This window comes from Knoellia locipacati (assembly GCF_007992835.1).
Classification (GTDB): Bacteria; Actinomycetota; Actinomycetes; order Actinomycetales; family Dermatophilaceae; genus Knoellia; species Knoellia locipacati.
This window is the reverse complement of record NZ_BKBA01000004.1, coordinates 304,530-327,974: the sequence shown is the minus strand read 5'-3', so window position 1 is coordinate 327,974 and position 23,445 is coordinate 304,530. Positions and strand designations below refer to the sequence as shown.

The 23,445-nt window shown below is 72.9% G+C and carries 23 protein-coding genes; 13 read left to right on the top strand and 10 right to left on the bottom strand.

The annotated features are described in order from the left end of the window. Nucleotides 1-6 precede the first annotated feature (6 nt). Nucleotides 7-468: an ATP-binding protein gene (locus KLO01_RS07355; protein WP_147063653.1), complete on the bottom strand. Its 462-nt coding sequence runs from the start codon at nucleotides 466-468 to the stop codon at nucleotides 7-9. A gap of 9 nt (nucleotides 469-477) precedes the next feature. Further along, nucleotides 478-1,314 (bottom strand): glycerophosphodiester phosphodiesterase family protein, encoded by an 837-nt coding sequence (locus tag KLO01_RS07350; protein ID WP_147063651.1) that lies wholly within the window; start codon nucleotides 1,312-1,314, stop codon nucleotides 478-480. A 76-nt stretch (nucleotides 1,315-1,390) separates the two neighbouring features. On the opposite strand from KLO01_RS07350, the gene KLO01_RS07345 reads away from it, so the two are divergent. The 3 genes from KLO01_RS07345 to KLO01_RS07335 all read left to right on the top strand — a co-directional run bounded on the left by KLO01_RS07345 (nucleotide 1,391) and on the right by KLO01_RS07335 (nucleotide 3,436). Further along, a complete protein-coding gene (locus tag KLO01_RS07345) occupies nucleotides 1,391-1,870 on the top strand; it encodes an RNA polymerase sigma factor (RefSeq protein ID WP_147063649.1) in 480 nt (159 codons plus the stop codon). After that, nucleotides 1,867-2,460 (top strand): methylated-DNA--[protein]-cysteine S-methyltransferase, encoded by a 594-nt coding sequence (locus KLO01_RS07340; RefSeq protein ID WP_186827954.1) that lies wholly within the window; start codon nucleotides 1,867-1,869, stop codon nucleotides 2,458-2,460. The genes KLO01_RS07345 and KLO01_RS07340 overlap by 4 nt, the downstream gene beginning before the upstream one ends. Nucleotides 2,461-2,521: 61 nt before the next feature. After that, nucleotides 2,522-3,436 carry a MerR family transcriptional regulator gene (locus KLO01_RS07335; RefSeq protein WP_147063648.1) on the top strand — a complete coding sequence of 305 codons (915 nt, stop codon included), beginning with the start codon at nucleotides 2,522-2,524 and terminating at the stop codon, nucleotides 3,434-3,436. A 193-nt stretch (nucleotides 3,437-3,629) separates the two neighbouring features. On the opposite strand, the gene KLO01_RS07330 is transcribed toward KLO01_RS07335, so the two are convergent. Beyond that, on the bottom strand, nucleotides 3,630-4,016 hold the full coding sequence (locus tag KLO01_RS07330) for a tetratricopeptide repeat protein (protein WP_147063646.1): 387 nt from the start codon (nucleotides 4,014-4,016) through the stop codon (nucleotides 3,630-3,632). Nucleotides 4,017-4,111: 95 nt separating this feature from the next. Further along, nucleotides 4,112-5,299: an acyl-CoA dehydrogenase family protein gene (locus tag KLO01_RS07325; RefSeq protein ID WP_147063644.1), complete on the bottom strand. Its 1,188-nt coding sequence runs from the start codon at nucleotides 5,297-5,299 to the stop codon at nucleotides 4,112-4,114. A 234-nt stretch (nucleotides 5,300-5,533) separates the two neighbouring features. Between KLO01_RS07325 and KLO01_RS07320 the strand changes: the two genes are divergently transcribed. Beyond that, nucleotides 5,534-6,034: a 2'-5' RNA ligase family protein gene (locus tag KLO01_RS07320; protein ID WP_147063642.1), complete on the top strand. Its 501-nt coding sequence runs from the start codon at nucleotides 5,534-5,536 to the stop codon at nucleotides 6,032-6,034. 34 nt (nucleotides 6,035-6,068) lie between these two features. Here KLO01_RS07320 and KLO01_RS07315 read toward each other — a convergent pair whose 3' ends face one another. After that, the gene (locus KLO01_RS07315; protein ID WP_222611943.1) at nucleotides 6,069-7,481 is read right to left on the bottom strand and encodes a glycoside hydrolase family 3 N-terminal domain-containing protein; all 1,413 of its coding nucleotides are present in this window, start codon (nucleotides 7,479-7,481) and stop codon (nucleotides 6,069-6,071) included. Nucleotides 7,482-7,596: 115 nt separating this feature from the next. Between KLO01_RS07315 and KLO01_RS07310 the strand changes: the two genes are divergently transcribed. Beyond that, entirely contained in the window at nucleotides 7,597-9,357 is a 1,761-nt protein-coding gene (locus KLO01_RS07310; RefSeq protein WP_147063638.1) for an ABC-F family ATP-binding cassette domain-containing protein, read from the top strand. Here KLO01_RS07310 and KLO01_RS07305 read toward each other — a convergent pair. Together KLO01_RS07305 and KLO01_RS07300 are read right to left on the bottom strand one after the other, a co-directional pair. Beyond that, nucleotides 9,341-10,141 (bottom strand): VOC family protein, encoded by an 801-nt coding sequence (locus KLO01_RS07305; RefSeq protein WP_147063636.1) that lies wholly within the window; start codon nucleotides 10,139-10,141, stop codon nucleotides 9,341-9,343. The two genes, KLO01_RS07310 and KLO01_RS07305, sit on opposite strands and share 17 nt — an antisense overlap. A 53-nt stretch (nucleotides 10,142-10,194) precedes the next feature. Continuing rightward, nucleotides 10,195-13,170, bottom strand: coding sequence for a C25 family cysteine peptidase (locus KLO01_RS07300; protein WP_147063635.1), 2,976 nt, complete (start codon nucleotides 13,168-13,170; stop codon nucleotides 10,195-10,197). A gap of 79 nt (nucleotides 13,171-13,249) precedes the next feature. Between KLO01_RS07300 and KLO01_RS07295 the strand changes: the two genes are divergently transcribed. After that, nucleotides 13,250-13,768 carry a GNAT family N-acetyltransferase gene (locus KLO01_RS07295; protein ID WP_246136102.1) on the top strand — a complete coding sequence of 173 codons (519 nt, stop codon included), beginning with the start codon at nucleotides 13,250-13,252 and terminating at the stop codon, nucleotides 13,766-13,768. 12 nt (nucleotides 13,769-13,780) lie between these two features. Here KLO01_RS07295 and KLO01_RS07290 read toward each other — a convergent pair whose 3' ends face one another. Next, a complete protein-coding gene (locus KLO01_RS07290; RefSeq protein WP_147063633.1) occupies nucleotides 13,781-14,095 on the bottom strand; it encodes a GNAT family N-acetyltransferase in 315 nt (104 codons plus the stop codon). Nucleotides 14,096-14,126: 31 nt separating this feature from the next. On the opposite strand from KLO01_RS07290, the gene KLO01_RS07285 reads away from it, so the two are divergent. From KLO01_RS07285 to KLO01_RS07265, 5 genes are read left to right on the top strand one after another with little or no spacing between them, the layout of a single operon-like run. Next, nucleotides 14,127-15,050 carry a pirin family protein gene (locus KLO01_RS07285; RefSeq protein WP_222611942.1) on the top strand — a complete coding sequence of 308 codons (924 nt, stop codon included), beginning with the start codon at nucleotides 14,127-14,129 and terminating at the stop codon, nucleotides 15,048-15,050. A 50-nt stretch (nucleotides 15,051-15,100) separates the two neighbouring features. Next, entirely contained in the window at nucleotides 15,101-15,409 is a 309-nt protein-coding gene (locus tag KLO01_RS07280) for a metal-sensitive transcriptional regulator (protein ID WP_147063629.1), read from the top strand. A 35-nt stretch (nucleotides 15,410-15,444) separates the two neighbouring features. After that, entirely contained in the window at nucleotides 15,445-15,648 is a 204-nt protein-coding gene (locus tag KLO01_RS07275) for a heavy-metal-associated domain-containing protein (RefSeq protein ID WP_147063627.1), read from the top strand. Beyond that, nucleotides 15,645-16,616 (top strand): DUF8832 domain-containing protein, encoded by a 972-nt coding sequence (locus tag KLO01_RS07270; protein ID WP_147063625.1) that lies wholly within the window; start codon nucleotides 15,645-15,647, stop codon nucleotides 16,614-16,616. The genes KLO01_RS07275 and KLO01_RS07270 overlap by 4 nt, the downstream gene beginning before the upstream one ends. Then, entirely contained in the window at nucleotides 16,613-18,868 is a 2,256-nt protein-coding gene (locus KLO01_RS07265; protein ID WP_147063623.1) for a heavy metal translocating P-type ATPase, read from the top strand. The genes KLO01_RS07270 and KLO01_RS07265 overlap by 4 nt, the downstream gene beginning before the upstream one ends. Nucleotides 18,869-18,957: 89 nt before the next feature. Here KLO01_RS07265 and KLO01_RS07260 read toward each other — a convergent pair whose 3' ends face one another. After that, nucleotides 18,958-19,410, bottom strand: coding sequence for an SRPBCC family protein (locus tag KLO01_RS07260; protein WP_147063621.1), 453 nt, complete (start codon nucleotides 19,408-19,410; stop codon nucleotides 18,958-18,960). A gap of 178 nt (nucleotides 19,411-19,588) precedes the next feature. On the opposite strand from KLO01_RS07260, the gene KLO01_RS07255 reads away from it, so the two are divergent. Together KLO01_RS07255 and KLO01_RS07250 are read left to right on the top strand one after the other, a co-directional pair. Then, nucleotides 19,589-20,011: a hypothetical protein gene (locus tag KLO01_RS07255; protein ID WP_147063619.1), complete on the top strand. Its 423-nt coding sequence runs from the start codon at nucleotides 19,589-19,591 to the stop codon at nucleotides 20,009-20,011. Nucleotides 20,012-20,028: 17 nt separating this feature from the next. Further along, nucleotides 20,029-21,396: a cryptochrome/photolyase family protein gene (locus KLO01_RS07250; protein WP_147063618.1), complete on the top strand. Its 1,368-nt coding sequence runs from the start codon at nucleotides 20,029-20,031 to the stop codon at nucleotides 21,394-21,396. Nucleotides 21,397-21,406: 10 nt separating this feature from the next. Here the strand turns inward: KLO01_RS07250 and KLO01_RS07245 are convergent, their stop codons facing one another. Continuing rightward, a complete protein-coding gene (locus tag KLO01_RS07245) occupies nucleotides 21,407-23,392 on the bottom strand; it encodes a penicillin-binding transpeptidase domain-containing protein (protein WP_186827953.1) in 1,986 nt (661 codons plus the stop codon). Between the last annotated feature and the right edge of the window lie 53 nt (nucleotides 23,393-23,445).

The window sequence follows — 23,445 nt, the reverse complement described above, 5'->3', positions numbered from 1 at the left end:
CTCTCGTCAGGTGGCGCGGCGGCGGCTCGGACCGCCCATGGCGGCCCACACCGTCTGGCCACCCTTGTCCTCGGTGACACCCCACTCGTGGGCGAGCGAGCGGACGATCCGCAGACCACGACCGCTCGACAGCCAGACCTCGGCGGGCGCGGGGACGGGGATGCTCTCGCCGCCACCGTCGGTGACCTCGACCTCGACCACCTCGCCGCGCACCTTCCAGCGGACCCGGAGGCAGCCGTCGGCGAGCGGGCGCGCGTGGCGGATCGCGTTGGTCATGAGCTCGGAGGCGACGATCTCGGCCTCGTCGATGGTCTGCTCGGCGAGCTCGCGGGCCCGGAGGTCGGCGACCACGGCCTTGCGCACCTTGGGCACGGTCGACGGGCCCCACGGCGCGCGGATGGTGCGGACCTGGCCCTGACCGATGTTGCCACCGAACTCGTCGAGCTCTGGCGTGTTGGATGACGTCACGCGGGGACTCTAGCCGAGCAGGCCCATGACATCCCGTGGGCGATCGCTGATGATGACGTCGACCCCGAGGTCGGCACACCGTTTGACGTCGTCGGGCTCGTTGACCGTCCAGACGTAGACCTCGTGCCCCCGGCGCTGGTGCGCCCGCACCACGGAGGGCGCCCGCCGCAGGATCCGCACGTCCAGACCGATGATGTTGACCCCGCGCGGCAGCGAGCCGTCCCACGAGAAGCGCGGCGCCGCGGCGTCGACGAGGTAGACGAGGGGCACCAGCGGCGCGAGGCCCCGCATGCGCATGAGCGCGAGGATCGAGAACGACATGACCCGCACGTGCGGCAGCTGGGGCAGGTCACCGATGGTGAGGCCGAACTCGCGCAGCACCGTGACGAGCTGGCGCTCGACGAGCCCGCCGTAGCGCGTCGGGTGCTTGGTCTCGATGAGGGTGAGCAGCGCGTCGTTCTGGTCGACGAGCGAGTCGAGCAGCCGGCGCAGGGTGAGCAGGCGTCCACGCTCGGGGTCGCCGTCCGCGCCCTCGCCCGAGCTGCCGTCGTCGAGCTTCTTCCAGCTGGCCCAGTCGAGCTCCTCGAGCCGGGCCAGCTCGAGCGTGGAGATGACGCCGTTGCCGTTGCTCGTGCGGTCGGCGCGACGGTCGTGGACGCAGACGAGGTGGTGGTCGGCGGTGAGCCGGACGTCGCACTCGATCCCGTCGACGCCGAGCCCGAAGGCCGTCGTGTAGGCCCGCAGGGTGTGCTCGGCGTGCTCGGAGCTCGCGCCGCGGTGCGCCACCACACGTGGTCGCCCGCGGCTCCCCGGGTCGCCGGGGGTCCCCGCCGAACGCGCCTCCATCGGGCCATGGTCCCAGTGCGGCGCCCCGCGGGACGTCAGCGACTCACATCTTCGGACGGCATACCGTTCCATCATCGTGACGCTGCCGCCCTTCCAGAGCCTCGTCGACGCGCACTGGCGTGACGTCGGCCGGCTCGCCCACGCCCTCGCCGGGCCGAACCTCGGTGACGACGTGGCGCAGCAGGCGTGGGTGCAGGCGCTCGCGGCCTATCCGCGGGTCACCTCGGCCCGCAACCTGCGGGGCTGGCTGCTCACGATCACCCACCGGTGCGCGATGGACGCCCACCGATCGGCGCGGCGCACGGTCGCGCACGACGACCCGGCCTCGCTGGCGTCGGCGCCCGTCGTCGCCGGCCCAGCCGCGCCGGACGACGGGTTGTGGGCGCGGGTGGGCGCGCTGCCGGAGCGCCAGCGCGAGGCCGTCGTCCTCAAGTACGTCGCCGACCTCGACCACCGCACCGTCGCCACGGCCCTGGGCACCACCCCCGCGATGAGCCGCCGCCTCGTGTCGGACGCGCTCGCCACTCTCCGTGTCGACCTGGAGGACCTTCGATGACCGCCGACCCGTTCGCCGCGTTCGCTCCCGACGTGCGCCCGCCCGTGCTCCCGGAGACCGACGTCTCGTATGCCGTCGAGGACACCGCCGTGGGCCGGCTCCTGCTCGCGGTGCGTTCCGACGGCCGGCTCGTCACGAGCGCCTACGTCCCCACCACCGACGACGAGGGTGCGTGGCTGCAGCGCCTGGCAGACGTCGTGTCGCCGCGGGTGCTGCGCCACGCGAAGCCGCTCGACACCGCGCGACGCGAGCTCACGGCGTACCTCTCGGGGAAGGTCACCGGCTTCTCGGTCCCGGTCGACCTCGTCCTGGCGAACGACTTCCAGCGCGCGGTGCTCGCAGGTCTGGCGACCTACGTCGGCTACGGCTCGGCGACGACCTACGGCGAGCTGGCCACGACGATCGCTCGACCGGGTGCCTCGCGTGCCGTGGGCTCGGCGCTCGGCGCGAACCCGGTGTGCGTCTTCGTGCCGTGCCACCGGGTGCTCCCGGCCGGCGGCTCGGTCGGTGGCCGGGTCGGCGGGTATGCCGGCGGGCCGGCCGCCAAGGAGTACCTCCTCGCCCTCGAAGCCGGTCACACCGCGCACTGACGCGCCCGCGACGGCTCGTCGCGGTTGCGGCCGGCCCCGCGCGGCCTAATCTGGACAAACCATGTACACGATCAAGCGGGCTGCCGAGCTGACCGGCATCGGTCTGCCGACGCTGCGGGCGTGGGAGCGGCGCTACGGCGTCGTGTCCCCCGAGCGGTCGGAGGGGCGCTACCGGCTCTACTCCGACGGCGACCTCCGGGCCCTGGCGATCATGGCCTCGCTCGTCGAGGACGGATGGACCGCGAGCGAGGCCGCGGCCGAGACGCTGCGACGCCTCGACGCCGTCGACCGGGCCGCTCGTGCCCCCGGGGACCTCGACCTCGCCGCCCCCGACGGCGGGGAGCCCGAGGGGCTCGAGGAAGTCATGGCGGCGGCGCACGACCTCGACGGCTCCCGTCTGGGCGCCGTCCTCGACCGGGCCTTCGACGACGACGACTACCCGCGCATGGTCGGCGGCTGGCTCATGCCGGTCCTGTTGGCCGTCGGGAGCGCCTGGGCCGACGGACGGATCACCACCGCCGGCGAGCACCTCGTGAGCCACGCCGTGCACCGACGGCTGGCCGTCCTCTACGACGCCACGCCCAGGACGCGGACCGGACCGCTCATCGTCCTCGGACTGCCGGCGGGCTCACGCCACGAGCTCGGGCTGCTCGCCTTCGCGGTCGGGGCACGCCGGGCGGGGATGAGCACGGCCTATCTCGGTGCCGACCTCCCCGCCGACGACTGGGTGCACGCGGTGACGCGCCGTCGCGCCGGGGCCGCCGTGCTGGCCGTCCCCCGTCTCGCCGACGTCGTCGCCACCCAGACCGTCGTCGACCGGATCCGCGAGAACGCACCGGACGTCGTCGTCGCCGTGGGCGGCGGCCACCAGGAGCACGTCACCGGGGGCCTGCGGCTCGGTCACGACCTCGCTGCAGGCGTGGAGTCGCTCGGGCGGGCCCTGGCCGGGTCGCGAGCGGCGGGCTCGGACGCCTGAACCGAACGCCGCCCCCCACCCCTTCCCGGGGTGAGGGGCGGCGCGTACGGGCCCGATGTGGGAGTCGGGAAGGGGAGGCCGACACCACCACCGGACCTCGATCGCCACCTGTCGTCGTTTCCTCCAGAGTCCACCTGTCGGTGACCCACGTCAAGGGTTTGTGCAGGGTTCTCGGGGACCAGTCGGCGGACGATCAGCCGTCGGTCGCCGACCGGGCGTCGGGGAGGTCCGGGCCCTCGATGTCGTAGCCGCCGAGGAGCTTGGCCATCGCCAGGTGGGGCCTGGCCTCGTCGTGCCGGCTCTGGCGCTGGAGCGTGCGCCCGAGGAGCAGGAGCGCGTAGTGGTCGTCGCGGTGGTCGACGAGCATGGCGCGCAGGATCTCCTCGGCCCGGGCGAGCTGGGCCGAGTGGTAGTAGGAGCGCGCGAGGTAGAGCCGCAGCTCGGTCGTCCCGTGCAGCGGGGGCTCGAGGGCGCTGCGGTCCACGAGGTCGACGAAGAGCGTCGCGGCCTCGCGGTACTCCCCCGCCTCGAAGCTTGCCCGCGCGGTCTCGTAGTCGTCGGCGAACGTCTCGTCGCTCATGGGAACCTCCTCGATGCCTGCCGCTAGCGTCTTCTAGCGTCCTTCGTAGACTTCACTATCCGGCCGAATCGACCGCTGCCCCACGACGGCCCCGGTCAGCGGAACGCCGGGAGCCCCGTGAGTGCCTGGCCGACAACGAGCTGGTGCACCTCGGATGTTCCCTCGTAGGTGAGCACCGACTCGAGGTTGTTGGCGTGACGCATCGGCGAGTACTCGAGCGCGATGCCGTTGGCACCGAGCAGCGTGCGGCACTCACGGGCGATGGCGATGGCCTCGCGGCAGGAGTTGAGCTTGCCGAGGCTGACCTGCTCGGGTCGCAGCGTGCCGGCGTCCTTGAGCGCGCCCAGGTGCAGCGCGAGGAGCATGCCCTTGCCGAGCTCGAGGGTCATGTCGGCGAGCTTGGTCTGGGTGATCTGGTAGCCGGCGAGCGGCTTGTCGAAGATCTCGCGGTCCTGCGTGTAGGCGATCGTCACCTCGAGCGCGTCCCGGGCAGCCCCGAGGGCGCCGAAGACGATCCCGAACCGCGCCTCGGACAGGCACGACAGTGGCCCCGACAGCCCCCGCGCCTCGGGCAGCATCGCCGACGCGGGCAGCCGCACCCCCTCGAGGACGAGTTCGGCCGTCACCGAGGCGCGCAGCGAGAGCTTGCCGGTGATCTCGGGCGCCGAGAAGCCGGGGGTGTCCGTCGGCACGACGAAGCCGCGCACCGTGGACCCGTCGCTGTCGTCGGTGCGGGCCCAGACGACCGCGACGTCGGCGACCGAGCCGTTGGTGATCCACATCTTCGAGCCGTCGAGCACCCAGTCGTCGCCGTCGCGCCGCGCCCGGGTGCGCATGCCCGCGGGGTTCGACCCGAAGTCGGGCTCGGTGAGGCCGAAGCACCCGATGGCCTCGCCCGCGGCCATCCGCGGCAGCCACTCCTGCTTCTGCTCCTCGCTGCCGAAGTGGTGGATCGCGAACATTGCGAGCGAGCCCTGGACGGACACGAGCGAGCGGATCCCGGAGTCGACCGCCTCGAGCTCGGCGCAGGCGAGCCCGTATGCCGTGGCGCTCGTCCCGGCGCAGCCGTAGCCCTCGAGGTGCATCCCGAGCAGGCCGAGCTCGCCGAACCTCGGCGCCAGCTCGCGCACCGGCACCGACCCGGCCTCGAACCAGCCCGGGACGTGCGGTCGGACCTCGGCGTCGAGGAACGCGCGCACGGTGTCGCGCATGTCGCGGTCGTCGGCGGAGAGGAGCCCGTCGATCCCGAAGAGGTCCAGGGGGTGCTGAGCGTCGGCGGCCATGTCTTTCAACCTACCTGCGGCCGACCCGAGCCCGCCCGACGCGCAGGCCGGGCTCGTCGTCGCGGCTCGCTAGCGTGGCGGTATGGACCCCCGGGTGCGGACGCCGTGAAGAACCACTGGGCGAGGGAGGAGCCGTGGCCACCCGGTCGGCGACTGTGGGCCCTCTACGTGACGTGCGGCTCGACTCCGCCGCTCGTGGCCCACGCGACCGCATTCCAGGAGAGCCTCTCGGGGATGCGCGGCCTGGACCTCGTGGAACCCCGGTGGCTGCACATGACCGTCCTCGGTGTCGCCTTCGTCGACGAGGTCGACCAGAGGGGGATGACCCGGCTCCTGGACCGCGCGAGCACCCTCGTCGCCGCCGTGCCACCGATCGACATGGTCGCCGCCGCACCACGCGCGAGGACCGATGCGGTCTGGATGTCCGTCAGCACGACCCCGTCCATCGGCCCCCTGCGCGAGGACCTCGCGGAGACAGTCCGAACCTGCCTGGGTCGTGAGCCGCACGCACTCCCCCTGCCGCGGACCGGGTTCCAGCCGCACATCTCCATCGCCTACGCCAACGCCGACCCGCCCCGCGCCCAGGAGGTGGACGAGCGCCTGGGCGCGGTGGACCTCCCGCCCACCCCCTTCCGCGCGAGCCACCTCTCCCTGCTCCGGCTGAGGCGCGAGGACGCTCGCTGGTCGTGGGACGGGGAGGAGCGGATCCCGTTCGGCGGCAGCGCGATGCCCTGACGAACCACCACCCGCCGATGGCCCGCCGCGGGTCTCAGAGCTGCGTGTCGAGGTAGGCCTGCAGCTGCGTCACCGTCCGGGCGTTCCACGTCCGCGCGCCGTCCGTCGAGATGCCGAGGTAGCCCTGCAGGGCCCGCATGGACGCCGGGCCCCAGCGGCCGTCGGCCGTCGTGCCGACCCGGGTCTGCAACGCCCGGACCGTCGTCGTGCCGAGCGTGCCCGTGACGGGGACACCGAGCCAGCGCTGCAGCGCAGAGACGGTGCGCGGACCGAGGGACCCGTCGAGGGCCAGTCGTGCGCCGAGCAGCCCTTGGGCCGCCTTGGCGGTGAGCACCCTCATCACCGCTGCCGCGACCTTGGCGCGAAACACCGGGTCCGTGGCGGCGCGCGTCGTCACGGCCGCGACCATCGCCGGGATGGTGGCGGCGTCGACCGTGAGGACCTCGTCGCCCCCGGCGTCGAGGAAGCGCACGGCGCGCTCGCCCGGCGACCAGGCGGCCACGGCCCTGGCGTTGCCGAGGTCGTCGCTCATGACGACGCCGCGGAAGCCGAGGCCCGTCCGCAGGAGCCCGGTGACGACCGCAGGCGAGAACACCGCCGGCCGCGACCGGTCGATCCTCGCGTAGACCGCCGACGACATCATGACGACCGGGATGCCGTTCGCCACGGCCGACCTGAACGGCGCGAGCGACGCCGACGTCGTCGTCGTGACGGTGTCCGTCACCCCCGCGCTCGTGTCGGTGTTGCCCGTGACGTAGCCCAGCCCCGGGAAGTGCTTGGCCACCATCGCGAGGTCGGCGCCACGCTCGCCGGCGAGGAAGGCGCCGCCCTTGGCCGTCACGACGCTCGGCGTGTGCCCGAACTCCCTCTGCCAGCGCCCGATCGGCTGGTTGGTCGACGCGGTCGCGGCAGGCACGGTGTCGAGCACCGGGGCGAGGTTCATGTCCACGCCCGAGCGGCGGAGCTGCAGACCCCACGTCCGCGCCGACGACGTCAGGGTGGTCGTCGACCACGTCCCCATGGTGAGCGCGGTGGGCATGCGCGACAGTCCGGTTCCCTGCAACGCCTGGACGTAGCCGCCCTCCTGGTCCGTGGCGACCCACAGCGGGACACCAGCCGTCGCGGACCCCGTCGCCAGCCGGTCGAGACGAGCCGTGAGCGCCCGGACCGGTGCGGCGCCGGCCGTCGAGCGACCCGTGAGGATGACGTTGCCGACGTGGGAGGTCGTGATCGCCCTCGCGGCGGCCGACGACAGGCCGGTGGCGGGCGTGCCGACCATGAACAGCTGACCGATGCGCTGGGCGGTGCTCATCCGGGCGTAGGCCGCCGAGGCGAGCTGCGCCGCGGTGGCCGCCTCCGCCCGGGGAGCCGCCGGGGTGCCGACCGAGACCGCCACCACCGCAGCACCGATGACGAGGCCACGGGTCACACGGGAACGGGTCCGCACGAGGACCACCACCTCACGCTCTGCAGGACAGAACAAACGCTACGCCGCCGACCGGGGCCCCGGAACGGGAAACCGGGGTGACGGGACGGCATACGGGCAGGGAGACTCGACTCTCGTGGCACATCTCGAGGTCAACCAGGTCGGGTTCACGCTCCCCGACGGCCGCCCCCTGCTCGACGGCGTCCAGTTCCGCGTCGGCGAGGGGCAGCGGGTCGCGCTCATCGGCCCCAACGGCACCGGCAAGACGACGCTGACCCGGATCGTCTCCGGCGACCTCACCGCGCACGAGGGAGCGGTCACGCTGAGCGGCACGCTCGCGGTGATGAACCAGTTCGTCGGCAAGGTCCGCGACGAGTCGACCGTGCGCGACCTGCTCGTCAGCGTCGCGCCCGAGCGCATCCGCACGACCGCCATGGCCGTCGACGCCGCCGAGCTGCGGATCATGGAGGTCGACGACGAGCCGGCTCAGATGGCCTACGCGCAGGCGCTCGCCGACTGGGGCGACGCGGGTGGCTACGAGTTCGAGACGACCGTGTGGGACACCGTGACGACCCAGGCCCTCGGTATGCCGTTCGAGCGGGCGCAGTGGCGCGCCGTCACCTCCCTGTCGGGAGGCGAGCAGAAGCGGGTCGTGCTCGAGGCGCTGCTGGGCGGCCCGGCGGACCTCCTGCTCCTCGACGAGCCCGACAACTACCTCGACGTACCCGCCAAGCGCTGGCTCGAGGACCGGCTCATCGCCTCGGACAAGACGGTGCTCTTCATCAGCCACGACCGTGAGCTGCTGTCGCGCGTCGCCACGGCCGTCGTGACGCTCGAGCCCGGCGTCAACGGCGCGACCGCCTGGACCCACCCGGGGTCGTTCGCGACGTGGCACGACGCCAGGGTCGAGCGCAACAACAAGCTCGAGGAGCTGCTGCGGCGGTGGGACGAGGAGCACGCCAAGCTCAAGGCGCTCGTCCTCATGTATCGCACCAAGGCCGCCTTCAACGACGGCCTCGCCTCGCGGCTCCACGCCGCCGAGACGCGGCTCGCGAAGTTCGAGAAGGCCGGTCCGCCCGAGAAGGTCGCCATCGCCCAGAACGTCACGATGCGGCTCCAGGGTGGGCGCACCGCCAAGCGGGCCGTCGTGTGCACGGGGGTCGAGCTCCTCGCCCCGGGCGGCCCGGACAGCCCGGGCGGCTCGGACGGCCCGGACGGCCCGGACGCGACGTCGGGTGACGTCGACCCCCTGATGAAGCCGTTCGACCTCGAGGTCTGGTTCGGCGAGCGCGTCGCCGTGCTCGGGTCCAACGGGTCGGGCAAGTCGCACTTCCTCCGGCTCCTCGCTGCGGGCGGCAGCGACCCCGACGTCGAGCACCGTCCCGTGAGTGACGTCGCCGTGGAGGCGGTGCGGCACAACGGTTCGGTGCGGCTGGGCTCACGCGTGCGGCCGGGCTGGTTCGCCCAGACGCACGACTCACCACACCTGCGTGGCCGGACGCTGCTCGAGATCCTGCACCGGGGCGACGAGCACCGGGCCGGGCGGGGACGCGAGGAGGCCAGCCGCGTCCTCGACCGCTACGAGCTGGCGCGACAGGGCGAGCAGACCTTCGACTCACTCTCCGGCGGGCAGCAGGCGCGCTTCCAGATCCTCCTGCTCGAGCTGTCGGGCGCGACGCTGCTGCTGCTCGACGAGCCGACCGACAACCTCGACCTGCACTCGGCCGAGGCGCTGGAGCACGCGCTCACGGCGTTCGAGGGCACGGTGCTCGCCGTGACCCACGACCGGTGGTTCGCCCGTGGCTTCGACCGGTTCCTCGTCTTCGCCAGCGACGGACGGGTGGTCGAGACGCCCGAGCCGGTGTGGGACGAGGCCCGGGTCAGTCGCGCCCGCTGAAGTCGTCGGTCGGCGCCGGCTTCATGAGCGAGAACTCCTCGCCGTCGGGGCCGTGCACGGTGGCGATCCGCCCGAACTCGAAGTCCCACGGCGGGTTCGGCGCGGACCCGCCGTGCTCGAGCACCCGCTGGCGGGCCGAGTCGACGTCGTCGACCTCGAACGTCACGCACCACCGCGGACCGAGGACGTCACCGTCCTGCTGGTCACCCATGCCACCCGCCGGCCACTCGGAGCCCGGCGGCGTGAACGTCGCGTAGCCGATGCCGGCGACCGACAGGTCGTCGTAGGTGAGGCCGAAGGTGGTGGCGTAGAACGCCTTCGCCGCGTCGAGGTCGGACGTCACGAGGTCGACCCAGCACACTGCGCCGTGCTCGTTGTGGGCGTCGTAGCCCGTGTGCGCCCGCGCCTCCCACGCCCCGAACGCCGCCCCGCCGCTGTCGACCCACAGCCCGATCCGGCCGAACGCCGCGACGTCCATCGGCTCCATGACCGTCTGCGCCCCGGCGGCGGCCGCCGCCTCGGCCGTGGCCTCGAGGTCGTCGGTGGCGAGGTAGGTCGTCCACACCTTGGGCCAGTCCTCGCCGCCCTCGATCGGCGGGGAGATGCCGGCCACCCGCCGCCCACCGACGAGCGCGTTGACGTAGTGGCCGTACTCGGGGCCGCTGTCCTCGAACTCCCAGCCGAGCACCGCCGCATAGAACTCCTGGCTGCGCGCGAGGTCGCCCACCGTGATCTCGAACCAGCAGGGCGTCCCAGCAGGCCACCTCTCCGTGTGCGTCGCCATGACGGGACCGTATGCCGTGCGCGCCACTCGCGCACACGGCATACGGACGTCTGTCACTCCCTGGCGGAGGCGAGCTCCCCCTCGACGGGTTCGAAGTCCTCGTGGGAGACCGCGACCGAGAGCCCACCCCGGTCGGCGGCCTTCTCGAGACCGCGGACGTCGAGGTCGACCCACCCGTCCCCGTCCGTGACGAGCTCGACGACCGACCGGCCGGCCGAGACCCGCACGGAGGCGCCCGGCACCGGGGCGAGCCCGTCGACGGTCGTGACCCGCAGCCGGGTGAGGTCCTGGACGATGTCGAACCGCAGCGGCCTGCGCGCCTGCCGGCGCACCCGCAGCTCCGGGTCGCCCAGGAGGTTGAGGGTGAGGACCGGCCAGCGCCAGTAGGCGTTGGGCGAGCTCGCCGCCGCCACCGAGACCCGGGTGTCGTTGAGCAGCCCGAGGTGACGGGTCGTCGTCAGCCGCGAGAAGAACGCGCGCTGGAAGTCGTCACCGATCCCGATCCACGAGAACCGGCTGTTGCCGACGTAGCCGACCGCCCCCCCGTCGGGGTTGGCGAGCAGCGCCTCCCCGAACGCGTCGTCCGAGTCGAACTCCGAGGTGAGGCAGGAGTCGGCATAGCCCACGAAGCACAACGGCCCGTTGGTGAGCGAGCGCGCGAGCCCGACGGAGCCGCCGCAGCAGCCGTCACCGTTGCCGTGCCCCGACAACGAGACGAGGGCGGGGCTGCGCTCCAGCTCGTCACGCAGCACCGCCGAGGTGAGGTAGCGCACCGGACCGCCGAAGAACCGCTCCCACCACGAGAGGTCCTGCTCGTCCTCGTAGGCCCGCCGGAAGCTCGTGATGCCCGGGATGCCGACGTCCACCTGCCGGCGCAGCGTCTCCTGGTCGGCCATCGACCCGTCCTGACCGGTCCAGTCCACCTGGAAGGCCTGCGGTCGCCGCTCGACCTGCGACCCGTGCACGACGATCCAGCTCGTGCGGTAGGGCAGCGTGAAGAAGAAGAGGTCGACCTCCGCCCGGCTGAGGTCGGTCTCGGAGCGGGCGTAGTACCAGCCGCGGGTGGCGGGGTTCGTCGACGACTTCATCGGCAGGACCCGGCGGTCGGTGTCGCTCACGTGCGAGACGAGCTCGAAGTCCCACGAGGTCGGGACCGTGCCCACCCGCACGAGGCTGTGGTCGGCCCGCGACGAGTACTGCCCGCCCGCGGGCACGGGGTTGGGCGTCGGCCAGATCCACTGCGGACCTCCCCAGCTCGACGACGCGAGGAGCATCGAGCCCGAGAACTGGTCGACGAGCGGGCCCCACGGCGAGTCGAGCGACTCGTAGGCCGCGACCTTGGCGACGTAGCCGCGGGCCTCGTCGGCGGTGTCGACCGGGATCCGCCCGACGCTGAGCTCGGTGGAGAGGTGCACCCCGTCGAGGTCCTGCCCGCCGACGGTGCACTGGCCGTAGACGCCGTTGTCGCGCACGTCCCAGTCGTGGTCCGGCTCGTAGACCCACGGCACGACGAACGAGAACCACCCGACGTCGATCCGGCGCGTGCCCCAGTACCAGCCCTGCAGGCTGGCGTAGTAGAAGTCCGTCGGCAGCTGGTTCCAGTGGTAGTGCCACTGGAGCTGGGCGTTGACGAGCGCCGCCGGGCCGTTGACCCGGACGTACTGGCTGGGCGTGGTCTGCCGCATCGTGTACGAGGAGTTGGTGAAGAACCAGCCCGGGCTCGCTGCGCTCGACGTCCCCGCCGGGTCGTAGGGGATGAGCTGGCCGGTGTCGGGGCGCGTGAGGATGTTGGCAGTGCTCGCGCCCCACCACTCCCCGGGCCCGGTGACGTTCATCCGCAGGTGGCCGCCGGTCCAGAACGACCGGTTGTCCTCCGGGGGGTTGGTCGCGGTGGTGTCGATCGTGCCGCGGCAGCCACCGGTGACGGTGCGCGTCGGCACGGTCTCGATGTCGCCGCCGAGGACGAGCCAGCGCACTCCCCAGCGCTCGCGGTGGACCTTGAGGAACCGGCGGATGACCTCCTGCAGGTCGCGTGAGCCGTGCCGGAAGTCCCCGTGGACCCCGTCGACGATGTCGGTGATGGTGACCACCCGGGCGGAGATGCCTCGGGCCCGCTTGAGCCGGGCCAGCTCCTGGAACGCCTCGACGAGGCCGGGCCGGTCGCCGACGGGCTCGATCCGCGCGGCGTCCCACGTGCGGTCGTCGGTGATGACGAGGTACTCGCTCGGAAGCTGCCTGAGGATGACCTCGATGGTGTCGAAGATGTCGGGGTTGACGACGCGCGAGCGGGCCAGCTCGAGGTCGGTCGCGGAGAGCTCACGCGGCCCGTCGGGGAGCAGCACGAGGCGCTCGGGGTCGATGTCGCGGCCGAGCTCCTCGGCGAGGAGCTTGGCGGACTCGTCGCGGTCGGCGATCGTCGGCTCGCCGGAGAACGCGACCGACACCCGGAAGCTCGTGCAGAGCTCGATGGTGCCGTCCTTGGTCTGGCGCACCGGTGACAGCTCGACGCTCGCGGCCCGCAGGCCGGGCAGCGGCTCGACGCCGGCAGCGGACCCGACGGGCGGCGGCTCCTCGACGGCGCGCCGGTAGGCCTCGGGGTCGGGCACGGTCGGCGTCGGCGGGTCGAACCCCTCGACGAGCGGGCCCTCGCCCTCACCACCGGGCCGGTGGCCGGAGCGGCAGTCGCAGTCGGGTGAGCAGTGCACCGACCCCGGTCGGTGCGGGTCCCCCTTGCCGCGGCCCTTGGGCGGCAGCCCGGCCTGCGGCTGCGAGACCGGGACGACGACGCCCTTGGCGACCGTCACCCACTCGCCCTCCTCGACCTCGAGGGAGGTGGGCCAGCTGTCCGGCGGCACCCCCACGGCGATCCGGGTGCGCGGCAGCGCGGGGGCGCCGGGCTGGCCGGCGGCGGACAGCTCGGGGACGTCCACGACGGCCCCGAACGGGGTCTCGCGGACGCTGACCTCCTCGGGGGAGATCTCGACGGTCGTGACGATCCGGTCGTCACGACGCTCGCTGGTGACCTTCATGGTGGGCTCCTTCGGCAGCAGTGGGTTCCTCAGAAGAAGGAGCCGCGGGAGCCGCGTGAGATACGTCCACAATGTCCTCGTGACAGAGCACCCCATCCGCGACGCCACCGCCGCCGACGCAGCGGCCTGTGCCGCGATCTACGCCCACTACGTCGAGCACACGACCGCGACGTTCGAGGAGGTCGCACCATCGGCGCAGGACATGGAGCGGCGGATCGCCACGGCCCAGGAGCGGCACGCCTGGCTCGTCGCCGAGCGTGACGGGGTCGTCGTCGGCTACGCCTACGCCGGTCCGTTCAAGGCACGGTCGGCCTACCGCTGGTCGTGCGAGGTGAGCGTCTACCTCGACCCGTCAGCGCGTGGCTCCGGTCTGGGACGGACCCTGTATGCCGTCCTGCTGGCTCGGCTGGAGTCGCTCGGCATGCGCATGGCGTGCGGGGGCGTCACCCTGCCCAACGACCCGAGCGAGGCCCTGCACCGGGCGCTCGGGTTCGAGCCGGTCGGCACCTACCGCCGGATCGGCTGGAAGCACGACGCCTGGCGCGATGTCAGGTGGTTCCAGAAGCCGCTCGGCGGGGACGGCCCGCCACCCGCCTGAGAGCCACTGGGCTCAGGGCGCGACCTCGCCGTCGGGTGCGCCGTAGACGAGCGGGACGTACTCGCGGTGCCGGGCGATCCAGCCCTTGATGAACGGGCACAGCGGCATGACCTTGCGGGCACCCGCCTCGCGCACGTCGTCGAGGGCGAACCGGGCCAGCGCCGAGCCGATGCCCTTGCCCTCGAACTTCGGCTCGACCTCCGTGTGCGTGAAGACGATGAGCTCGTCGGTGAGCTGGTAGGCGGCGAAGCCCGCCAGCTCTCCCCCGAGTCGTGCCTCGTAGCGGTTCTCACCCTGGTTGTTCGTCACGACGACGTCATCAGCCATGCTGGTCATCAGACCACACGAGGAGGACCCCATGTCCGACGTCCACGTCCTCACGCCGCGCGAGGTGCCGCTCGGCGGTCCTCGCGCCATGACCGTGCGCCGCACCCTCCCCCACCGCGACCGCTCCTTCGTCGGCGCGTGGTGCTTCGTGGACCACTACGGTCCTGACGAGGTCGACAGCACCGGCGGCATGGACGTCCCGCCCCACCCGCACACCGGGCTCCAGACGGTGAGCTGGCTCTTCGAGGGCGAGGTCGAGCACCGTGACAGCGGGGGCATCCACGCGATGGTCCGCCCGGGCGAGGTCAACCTCATGACGAGCGGCCACGGCATCGCCCACTCCGAGGTGTCGACGCCCGGGACGCGCACCCTGCACGGGGTCCAGCTCTGGGTGGTGCTGCCCGAGGCCGACCGCGACCTCCAGCGCGAGTTCCAGCACCACGCGGCGCCGGTCGTCCCCCTCGGCGAGGGTGTCGAGGGCCGCGTCTTCGTCGGGTCGCTGGCCGGGCACTCGTCGCCGATCACCACCCGCACCCCGCTGCTCGGTGCCGAGGTGACCCTCGCGGCAGGTGCGACGTGGACGGTCCCGGTCGAGACGGCATACGAGCACGGCGTCCTCGTCGACACCGGGAGGGTCACGCTCGACGGCACGACGCTCGAGCGGGGCGACCTCGGCATCGTCGACGCCGGGTCCGACGAGCTCACCCTCGAGGCTCTCGAGCCGACGCGCATCGTGCTGCTCGGCGGCACGCCCTACGACGAGTCGATCGTCATGTGGTGGAACTTCATCGGCCGCGACCACGACGAGATCGTCGCCTTCCGCGATGCGTGGCAGGCGCGCGCGGAGCGCTTCGGCGAGGTCGACGGGTATGCCGGCCGGCTCACCTGGCTGCCCGCGCCCGCGCTCCCGGGTGGTCGCCTCCGCAGCCGGACCCGACACGGTCGCGAGGACTGAGGCAGCACCCCCTCTGGTGCTGGATACCCCAGGGGGGTAGAGTATCCAGCATGACGGAGCACGAGGGCCACCAGCACGCCTACATCGAGAGCGGCCACAAGGACGACTACCTCAAGCGGCTGCGCCGCATCGAGGGCCAGGCGCGTGGGCTGCAGCGGATGGTCGAGGAGGAGAAGTACTGCATCGACATCCTCACGCAGGTCTCCGCGATGACGAAGGCGCTGCAGTCGGTCGCCCTCGGCCTGCTCGACGAGCACATGAGCCACTGCGTCGCCGACGCCGCGCGCAAGGGCGGCCCCGAGGCCGACGCCAAGCTCAAGGAGGCGAGCGAGGCCATCGCGCGCCTCGTGAAGTCCTGACCCCCACCTCCACCACCGCACCCGAGGAGCACCCCATGAGCACCCAGACCTTCACCGTCACCGGCATGACCTGCGGCCACTGCGTCGCCTCCGTCACCGAGGAGGTCAGCGAGATCGACGGCGTCGAGGACGTCGCGGTCGACCTCGAGACCGGGTCCGTCAAGGTCACGAGCACCACGCCGCTCGAGGACGACGCCGTGCGCGCCGCCGTCGAGGAAGCCGGCTACCAGCTGGCATGAGCACCCGGGTGAGGGTCGCCGGCTTCGTCGCCGCCCTGGTCGCCGTCCTCGGCATCACGCTCGGCGCGGGGCGCCTCGTCGGGCCCGTCGGGCCGTTCGGGCCCGTCGACGAGGTGGCGGGCATGGCCGGGCACGGCGAGGGCACCGCGGACGCCACGAGCGGCGGCCACGGTGAGGCCGGTGCGGGGGGAGCGCGCGGCGCGGCCGGTCACGCCGCCGACCTGCCCGGCGGGCTCCAGACCTCGCAGGACGGCTACTCGCTGCGCCTCGACCCCGACCAGTACGCCGCCGGGCCCACGGGCCCGCTGACCTTCGTCGTCGAGGGACCGGACGGCAGGGCCGTCACGGCATACGACGTCGAGCACGAGAAGGAGCTCCACCTCATCGTCGTGCGCCGCGACTTCGGTGGCTACCACCACGTCCACCCGACCCGCGCCGCCGACGGGACGTGGAGCGTGCCGCTCGGGCTCGCGCCCGGCGCGTGGCGCGTCCTCGCGGACTTCAGCCCCAAGGGCGGCTCGCCGATGACGCTCGGCGCGGACCTGTTCGTGCCTGGCAGCGACGTCGCGGCGCAGTCCCCGCGCGACGACCTCCGCACGGCGACGGTCGACGGCTACACCGTCACGCTCCGGGGCGACCTCACCCCCGGCAGCGACTCCGCCCTCACCCTCTCGGTGAGCCGCGGCGGCGCCCCGGTGACCGACCTCGACCCCTACCTCGGTGCCTACGGCCACCTCGTCGCGCTGCGCACCGGCGACCTCGCCTACCTGCACGTCCATCCCGAGGGCCACCCCGGCGACGGCACGACCCGCCCGGGACCGGACGTGACCTTCGGCGCCGAGGTGCCCACGAGCGGCACCTACCGCCTCTTCCTCGACTTCAAGCACGCCGGCGTCGTCCGCACCGCCGCCTTCACGCTCACGGCGGGCACGCCCCTGCAACCCTGGAAGGAGGACGCGCTCCCATGACCTCCACCGTCGACCTCGACATCACCGGCATGACCTGCGCGTCGTGCGCCAACCGGATCGAGCGCAAGCTCAACAAGCTCGAGGGGGTCACCGCCACCGTCAACTACGCCACCGAGAAGGCCCGCGTCGAGTTCCCCGAGACCGTGTCGCCCGAGCAGCTCCTCGAGACCGTCGAGCAGGCCGGGTATGCCGCGACCCTGCCGCCCGCTCCCGACGCACCTGCCGTGCCGGCCGAGGGCACGACCGACCCGACGCGGGCCCTGCGCGACCGGCTGCTCATCTCCACCGTCCTCTCCGTGCCGGTCGTGGCGATGGCGATGGTGCCCGCGCTCCAGTTCACCTTCTGGCAGTGGCTCTCGCTCGTCCTCTCCGCACCCGTCGTCGTGTGGGGCGGCTGGCCGTTCCACCGGGCGGCCTGGGTCAACCTGCGCCACGGCGCCACGACGATGGACACGCTCATCTCGGTCGGCACCCTCGCCGCCTTCGGGTGGTCGCTGTATGCCCTCTTTCTCGGCACCGCCGGGACACCGGGCATGACGCACCCGTTCGAGCTCACCATCGAGCGCAGCGACGGTGCCGGCAACATCTACCTCGAGGCCGCCGCGGGCGTGACGACGTTCCTCCTCGCCGGGCGCTATGCCGAGGCCCGGGCCAAGCGCCGGTCCGGCGCCGCCCTGCGCGCGCTGCTCGAGATGGGCGCCAAGGACGTGGCGGTCCTGCGTGACGGTCGTGAGCAGCGCATCCCCGTCGAGCAGCTCGCGGTGGGCGACGAGTTCGTCGTCCGCCCCGGCGAGAAGGTCGCCACCGACGGCGTCGTCACCTCGGGCTCGTCCGCGGTCGACGCCTCGATGCTCACCGGTGAGTCCGTGCCCGTCGAGGTCGGGGTCGGCGACGCCGTCGTCGGCGCCACCGTGAACTCGGGCGGACGCCTCGTCCTGCGCGCCACCCGGGTCGGCAGCGACACGCAGCTGGCCCAGATGGCCCGTCTCGTCGAGGACGCGCAGAACGGCAAGGCCGAGGTCCAGCGTCTCGCCGACAGGATCTCGGGCATCTTCGTCCCGATCGTCATCGCCCTCGCCGTCGGAACGCTGGGCTTCTGGCTCGGCACCGGCTCGGGCTGCACGGCCGCGCTCACCGCGGCGATCTCGGTGCTCATCATCGCCTGCCCCTGCGCCCTCGGGCTGGCGACGCCGACCGCCCTCATGGTCGGCACCGGCCGCGGCGCCCAGCTCGGCATCCTCATCAAGGGCCCGGAGGTCCTCGAGTCGACCCGACGCGTCGACACCGTCGTCCTCGACAAGACCGGCACGGTGACCACCGGCCAGATGTCGCTGCACGAGGTGGTGGCCGCCCCCGGCGAGGACGCCGACGAGGTGCTGCGGATCGCGGCCCTGCTCGAGGACGGGTCCGACCACCCCGTCGCCAGGGCCATCGTGGCCGGCGCTCGCGACCGGGGCGTCGACCTCGCCGACCTCGCCTCGGTCGAGGGGTTCACGAGCATCGACGGTCTGGGCGTCCAGGGCGTCGTCACGGTGCCGGGCGAGGACTCGCACGCCGCCGTCATCGGCCGCCCGCAACTCTTGACCAATTGGTCGATCGTTGTCGGGCCCGAGCTCGAGGACGCGCTCGCCGGAGCACGGTCGACCGGCGCCACGGCGGTGGCGATCGGCTGGGACGGCGAGGCGCGCGGCATCCTCACCGTCTCGGACAGCGTGAAACCGTCCTCGGCACAGGCGATCTCGCGACTGCGCGAGCTCGGCCTCACGCCCTGGCTGCTCACCGGTGACAACGTCGACGCCGCGCGCACGATCGCCGGCGAGGTCGGCATCGACGCCGACAACGTCATCGCGGACGTCATGCCGCAGGACAAGGTCGACGTCGTCCGCCGCCTCCAGGACGAGGGCAGGGTCGTGGCCATGGTCGGCGACGGGGTCAACGACGCCGCCGCCCTCGCCACGGCGGACCTCGGCATGGCCATGGGCACCGGCACCGACGTCGCCATCGAGGCGAGCGACCTCACCCTCGTGCGTGGCGACCTGCGCGTCGCCCCCGACGCCATCCGGCTCGCCCGCCGCACCCTGACGACGATCAAGGGCAACCTCTTCTGGGCGTTCGGCTACAACGTCGCGGCCATCCCGCTCGCCGCGGCCGGTCTGCTCAACCCGATGCTCGCGGGTGCGGCAATGGCGCTCTCGTCGGTCTTCGTCGTCACCAACAGCCTGCGCCTCAGGGGTTTTCGCGCCGAGGGCTGACCACGTGCCCTTCGACTGATTGCGCTGCCGGGACACTCGTCGCTGCGCTCCTCATGTCCCAGCAGCGCAATCAGTCGGGAAGAGTTGGCTCAGGCGAGCGACTCGGCGAGCGCGGCCAGCCGGTCGAGCGACGCGCGGAGCTGCGCCTCCCCCGTCGCGCGGGCACGCGGCACACGCCTCTCGTCCGCGAGCTCGGTCCAGTCGTACGTGTGCGTCACGCGCGACGTGCCGTCCTCGAGCGGTTCGGCCTCCCAGCGCCACTCGTGACCGGCAGGAGCCCCACCCTCGTCGCCCGGTCGCCACGCGATGCGCCGACCCTCCTCGAAGTCCGTGACGAGGTTGTCGCGGTGGTTGCCCTTGGTCGTCCGCATCGCGAAGACCTCACCGACGGCCCGGATCCGGTCGCCCCTGATGATCTCGACGAGGTTGTCGTTGCCGTCCCACTCCGGCTGGCGACGCGGGTCCGCGATGAGCTCGAAGATCGTCTCGGCGGGAGCGGCGATGGTCGTGCTGGCGCTGACGACGCGGTTCTCGGTCTCCATGTGCTCATCGAAGCACGCCGACGCCCTCGAGGCATCCCTCGCCGGGAGCGCCGGCGGCTGATGACACCTGAGTCGGTCCGACTCCGCGGTTTCGTGGGGTCACAGCGTGCGCGGGATCCGCGATCCTCGGAGACGCACCGGCCATCCGGGGCCGGTCAGGACCACGGGGAGACCACTCATGCGCACTCGACTTCTCGGCGCCGCCGCCGCTGCCGCCCTCACCGCGGGGGTCGGCATCGCCTCCGCCGCCCCGGCCCACGCGGCCGGCTTCTACACGATCAAGTCCGCCTCGGTCGGCAAGTACCTCTCCTACACCTCCTTCACCGACTTCACGAGCTTCAAGCCTGCACCCGGGGTGACCTACCGCTACTGCGTCGTCGGCAGTGGCAACACCACGGCGAACCTCCAGCCCCAGGCCTACGGCACCATCGTGGGCTTCAACAGCTCGTCGCTCGTCACCCGCTGCACGAAGAGCTGGAAGACCCCGTCCAACTACGGCTCGACGATGTGGCTCGCCGGCGCGAAGAACACCAAGAGCGGCAGCGTCTACATCTCGAAGGTCTACGTCCAGCGCTACACGACCGGCCCCGTCCCCGTCTGAGGTGACACGATCGGGGCATGACCTCGATCCTCTGGCTGCGCCGTGACCTGCGACGGAGCGACCACCCCGCCCTGCTCGCCGCGCGTGAGGCGGCCGGTGACGGTGACCTCGTCGTGGCCTTCGTCATCGACCCCGCGCTGTGGGAGGGCGCGGGACCGGCGCGGCGGGCCTGGCTGGCCGCGACGCTCGAGGCCACCAACGAGGAGTACGACGACGCCCTGACCCTGCTCTGGGGCGACCCGCTCGAGGTGCTGCCCGCCCTCGCCGAGCGGGTCGGGGCGTCGTCGGTCCACGTGACCCGCGAGACGACGCCGTTCGGCCACCGACGGGATCAGGCCGTCGCCGAGGCGCTCTCGGCCGCCGGCGTGGACTGGGTCGAGACGGGGACCCCGTATGCCGTGGGGCCCGGTCTCGTCGTCAACGGGAGCGGGACGGCATACAAGGTCTTCACACCGTTCGCGAAGGCGTGGCGGTCGCACGGCTGGCCCGACCCGGCTCCCCGCCCGTCGAGCCTGCCCCTACGCAGGGCGCGCAACGACGCCGAGGCGACCCGGGCGGTGAGCGAGGCGCTGGCGGCGCCCGACCTGCCCGAGCTGCCGGGCGCGGGTGAGAAGGCGGCCGCGGCGCGGTGGCGCGGGTTCCTCGAGGACGCGCTCCCGGCATACAAGGGCGATCGGGACCTGCCGGGCACCGACGGGACGTCACGGATGTCGCCCTACCTCAAGCTCGGGGTGGTGCACCCGCGCACGCTGCTGGCCGATCTCGCGAACCGTCGCGGCGAGGGCAAGGAAACCTACGTGACCGAGCTCGCATGGCGCGAGTTCTATGCGGATGTCCTGTGGCACAACCCTTCCAGCGCGTGGAAGGACCTGCGCGATGCGCTCGACGGGATGGCCTACGACGACGAGTCCGACGCGGTCGAGGCGTGGCGCACCGGGACGACGGGCTACCCGATCGTCGACGCCGGCATGCGCCAGCTGCTCGCCGAGGGGTGGATGCACAACCGGGTCCGGATGATCACCGCGAGCTTCCTCACCAAGGACCTGCACGTGTGGTGGCCGGTCGGGGCGAGGCACTTCCTCCACCACCTCGTCGACGGAGACATCGCCTCCAACAACCACGGCTGGCAGTGGGTCGCGGGGACGGGCACGGATGCCTCGCCGTACTTCCGGGTGTTCAACCCCGTGACGCAGGGCGAGAAGTTCGACCCCGACGGCGAGTACGTGCGCCGCTGGGTGCCCGAGCTCGCGCACCTGCGGGGCAGGGCCGCGCACCAGCCGTGGGAGCACGACGACGGCTACGACCACGACTACCCGAAGCGGATCGTCGACCACGCCGAGGAGCGGCGCGAGGCCCTGCGCCGGCTCGAGGCCACCAAGGGCTGACCGCGAGCGGTCAGGCGACGGCGCGCAGGAAGGCCTCGAGCAGCGGTCCGGCCGTCGTGGCGCCGCCCTCGCCCTCACCGACGAACACGGCGACGGCCAGGTCCCCCTGGATGCCGATCATCCAGGCGTGCTCCTTGAGCTTGCCGGCCTCGCCGAACTCCGCGGTCCCCGACTTGGCGAGCACGGGCGCGCCGGGCACGTCCTGGAGGAAGGTCCCGCTGCCCGACTCGACGACACCGCGCATGAGGGTCTTGAGCTGCGCGGCCTCGGCGGCGGTGACGGGCTCGGCGGGGGGCGCGGGTGCGGCGGACGCGGCGGAGGTGTCGCTCGCGTCGGGCGACGCGGACGCCGACGCGCTGGGCGACGCGGTGCCGGACGGGCTCCCGGACGCCCCACGGCCGACGACGAGGGTCGGGGTCACCGGCTTGCCCGCCGCGATCGAGGCCGCCACGGTTGCCATGCCGAGCGGGGAGGCGAGCACCTTCGACTGGCCGATCATCGAGGCCGCCTCATCGGTGCCGGGCTTGGGCTCGGGCACCGAGCCGAGGAAGCCGGGGATGCCGAGGTCCGGCTCGGCGGTGAGCCCGAGACCGGCGGCGGCCTCGGGCAGCGCGGCCGGCTCGAGGTCCCTGCCGAGCCCGATGAAGGCCGTGTTGCACGAGTTCGCGAAGGCCGTGCTGAACGGCACCGAGCCCAGCGCCGAGGCCGGGAAGCCGTCGACGTTCTTGAAGGTGCGGCCGTCGACGGTGATGGTCGGGGTGCACGCGACGGAGGTCCTCGGGGTCAGCCCCGAGCGCAGGAGCGCCAGCGTCGAGACGGTCTTGAACGTCGAGCCCGGGGCGTAGCGGCCCTGGGTCGCGGTCGAGACGCCCTTGCTGCCGGGGCCGCTCGCCGCCGCGAGGACGTGGCCCGTCGACGGCTGGATCGCGACGACGGCCGAGGCCGAGGGGACCTTGGCGAGGACGGTCTCGGCCGCGGTCTGGGTGGCGATGTCGAGGGTGAGGGTGACCGGTGCGCCCGGGGTCGCCTCGGTGGTGAACAGGGTGCGCTCCTCGGGACCGCCGGTGGCGACGACGGTGTAGCCGGGAGTGCCCGCGAGCTGCGCGTCGTACGCGCCCTGCACGCCACCGACGCCGACCCGGTCGCCCGCGACGACGCGGCCGTCGGACTTCTCGACGATCTCGGCGGTGGCGTCACCGACGACGCCGAGGATCGGCCGCGCGAACGTCGACGTCGGAGCGAGCGGGAGCGTGGCGCTGACGAGGAGCCGCCCGGCGGTGTCGAGCTCGGCCGCGGCCTGCGCCTCGGCGCTGCCAGCGCGGGCCGTGAGGGCCTCGACGAAGGCGCGCTCGCCGGCCTTCTGGACCGACGCCACGTAGGTGTCCACGTTGATGCCGACCGCCGTGGCGAGCCGGCGTGCCGAGGCGAGGGCCTCGGCACCGCTCACCTGGGTCTTGTCGATACCGATGCGGACGACGTCACGCTGCTCGACGATCGGCTGGTCGCCGGCGCCGAGCACCTCGGCTCGGTCGGGCTGCTGGCGCTTGGTGCGCAGCGTCTCGCCGTCGGCCAGGTCGGGGGCGACCACGGCGGGGTCCCACACCCCGGCCCACGTGCCGTCGGTCTGCTCGAGCTCGAGCGGGGTCTCGTAGGTCCACGGTGTGTCGGCGCCGGGCAGCGTCCACGTGTGGGCGAGCGTCGCGCGGGCCGCGCCGCCGTCCGGCTCGGTCATCGACGAGACGGTGACGGTGTGGGTGGCCGAGCCCATCCCCTTGACGATCGGTGCGAGGTCGGGCGCCTTGCCCGATGCGTCGCGCACAGCGGCCGTGTCGCCGAAGTCGCCCCGCGCGAGACCCGTGGCGACCGCCTCGGCGGCGGCCCGAGCGGCCTTGCCCTCGTCACCGCGCCACCACACGAAGCCGCCCACCCCTGCGGCGACGAGCGCCAGCACGACGACGACCACACCGATCCGGAATCCCCACCCACGCGAACGCACTGCACAACCCCTCGAAATCGACGACATGTCACGCCGCCCGGGCCCTCCCGTGG

Coding starts and splice junctions, on each gene's coding strand:
- KLO01_RS07350 (WP_147063651.1), bottom strand. CDS start 1,314: ATGGAGGCGCGTTCGGCGGGGACCCCCGGCGACCCGGGGAGCCGCGGG.
- KLO01_RS07340 (WP_186827954.1), top strand. CDS start 1,867: ATGACCGCCGACCCGTTCGCCGCGTTCGCTCCCGACGTGCGCCCGCCC.
- KLO01_RS07335 (WP_147063648.1), top strand. CDS start 2,522: ATGTACACGATCAAGCGGGCTGCCGAGCTGACCGGCATCGGTCTGCCG.
- KLO01_RS07330 (WP_147063646.1), bottom strand. CDS start 4,016: ATGAGCGACGAGACGTTCGCCGACGACTACGAGACCGCGCGGGCAAGC.
- KLO01_RS07325 (WP_147063644.1), bottom strand. CDS start 5,299: ATGGCCGCCGACGCTCAGCACCCCCTGGACCTCTTCGGGATCGACGGG.
- KLO01_RS07320 (WP_147063642.1), top strand. CDS start 5,534: ATGCGCGGCCTGGACCTCGTGGAACCCCGGTGGCTGCACATGACCGTC.
- KLO01_RS07305 (WP_147063636.1), bottom strand. CDS start 10,141: ATGGCGACGCACACGGAGAGGTGGCCTGCTGGGACGCCCTGCTGGTTC.
- KLO01_RS07300 (WP_147063635.1), bottom strand. CDS start 13,170: ATGAAGGTCACCAGCGAGCGTCGTGACGACCGGATCGTCACGACCGTC.
- KLO01_RS07290 (WP_147063633.1), bottom strand. CDS start 14,095: ATGGCTGATGACGTCGTCGTGACGAACAACCAGGGTGAGAACCGCTAC.
- KLO01_RS07285 (WP_222611942.1), top strand. CDS start 14,127: ATGTCCGACGTCCACGTCCTCACGCCGCGCGAGGTGCCGCTCGGCGGT.
- KLO01_RS07280 (WP_147063629.1), top strand. CDS start 15,101: ATGACGGAGCACGAGGGCCACCAGCACGCCTACATCGAGAGCGGCCAC.
- KLO01_RS07275 (WP_147063627.1), top strand. CDS start 15,445: ATGAGCACCCAGACCTTCACCGTCACCGGCATGACCTGCGGCCACTGC.
- KLO01_RS07270 (WP_147063625.1), top strand. CDS start 15,645: ATGAGCACCCGGGTGAGGGTCGCCGGCTTCGTCGCCGCCCTGGTCGCC.
- KLO01_RS07265 (WP_147063623.1), top strand. CDS start 16,613: ATGACCTCCACCGTCGACCTCGACATCACCGGCATGACCTGCGCGTCG.
- KLO01_RS07260 (WP_147063621.1), bottom strand. CDS start 19,410: ATGGAGACCGAGAACCGCGTCGTCAGCGCCAGCACGACCATCGCCGCT.
- KLO01_RS07255 (WP_147063619.1), top strand. CDS start 19,589: ATGCGCACTCGACTTCTCGGCGCCGCCGCCGCTGCCGCCCTCACCGCG.
- KLO01_RS07250 (WP_147063618.1), top strand. CDS start 20,029: ATGACCTCGATCCTCTGGCTGCGCCGTGACCTGCGACGGAGCGACCAC.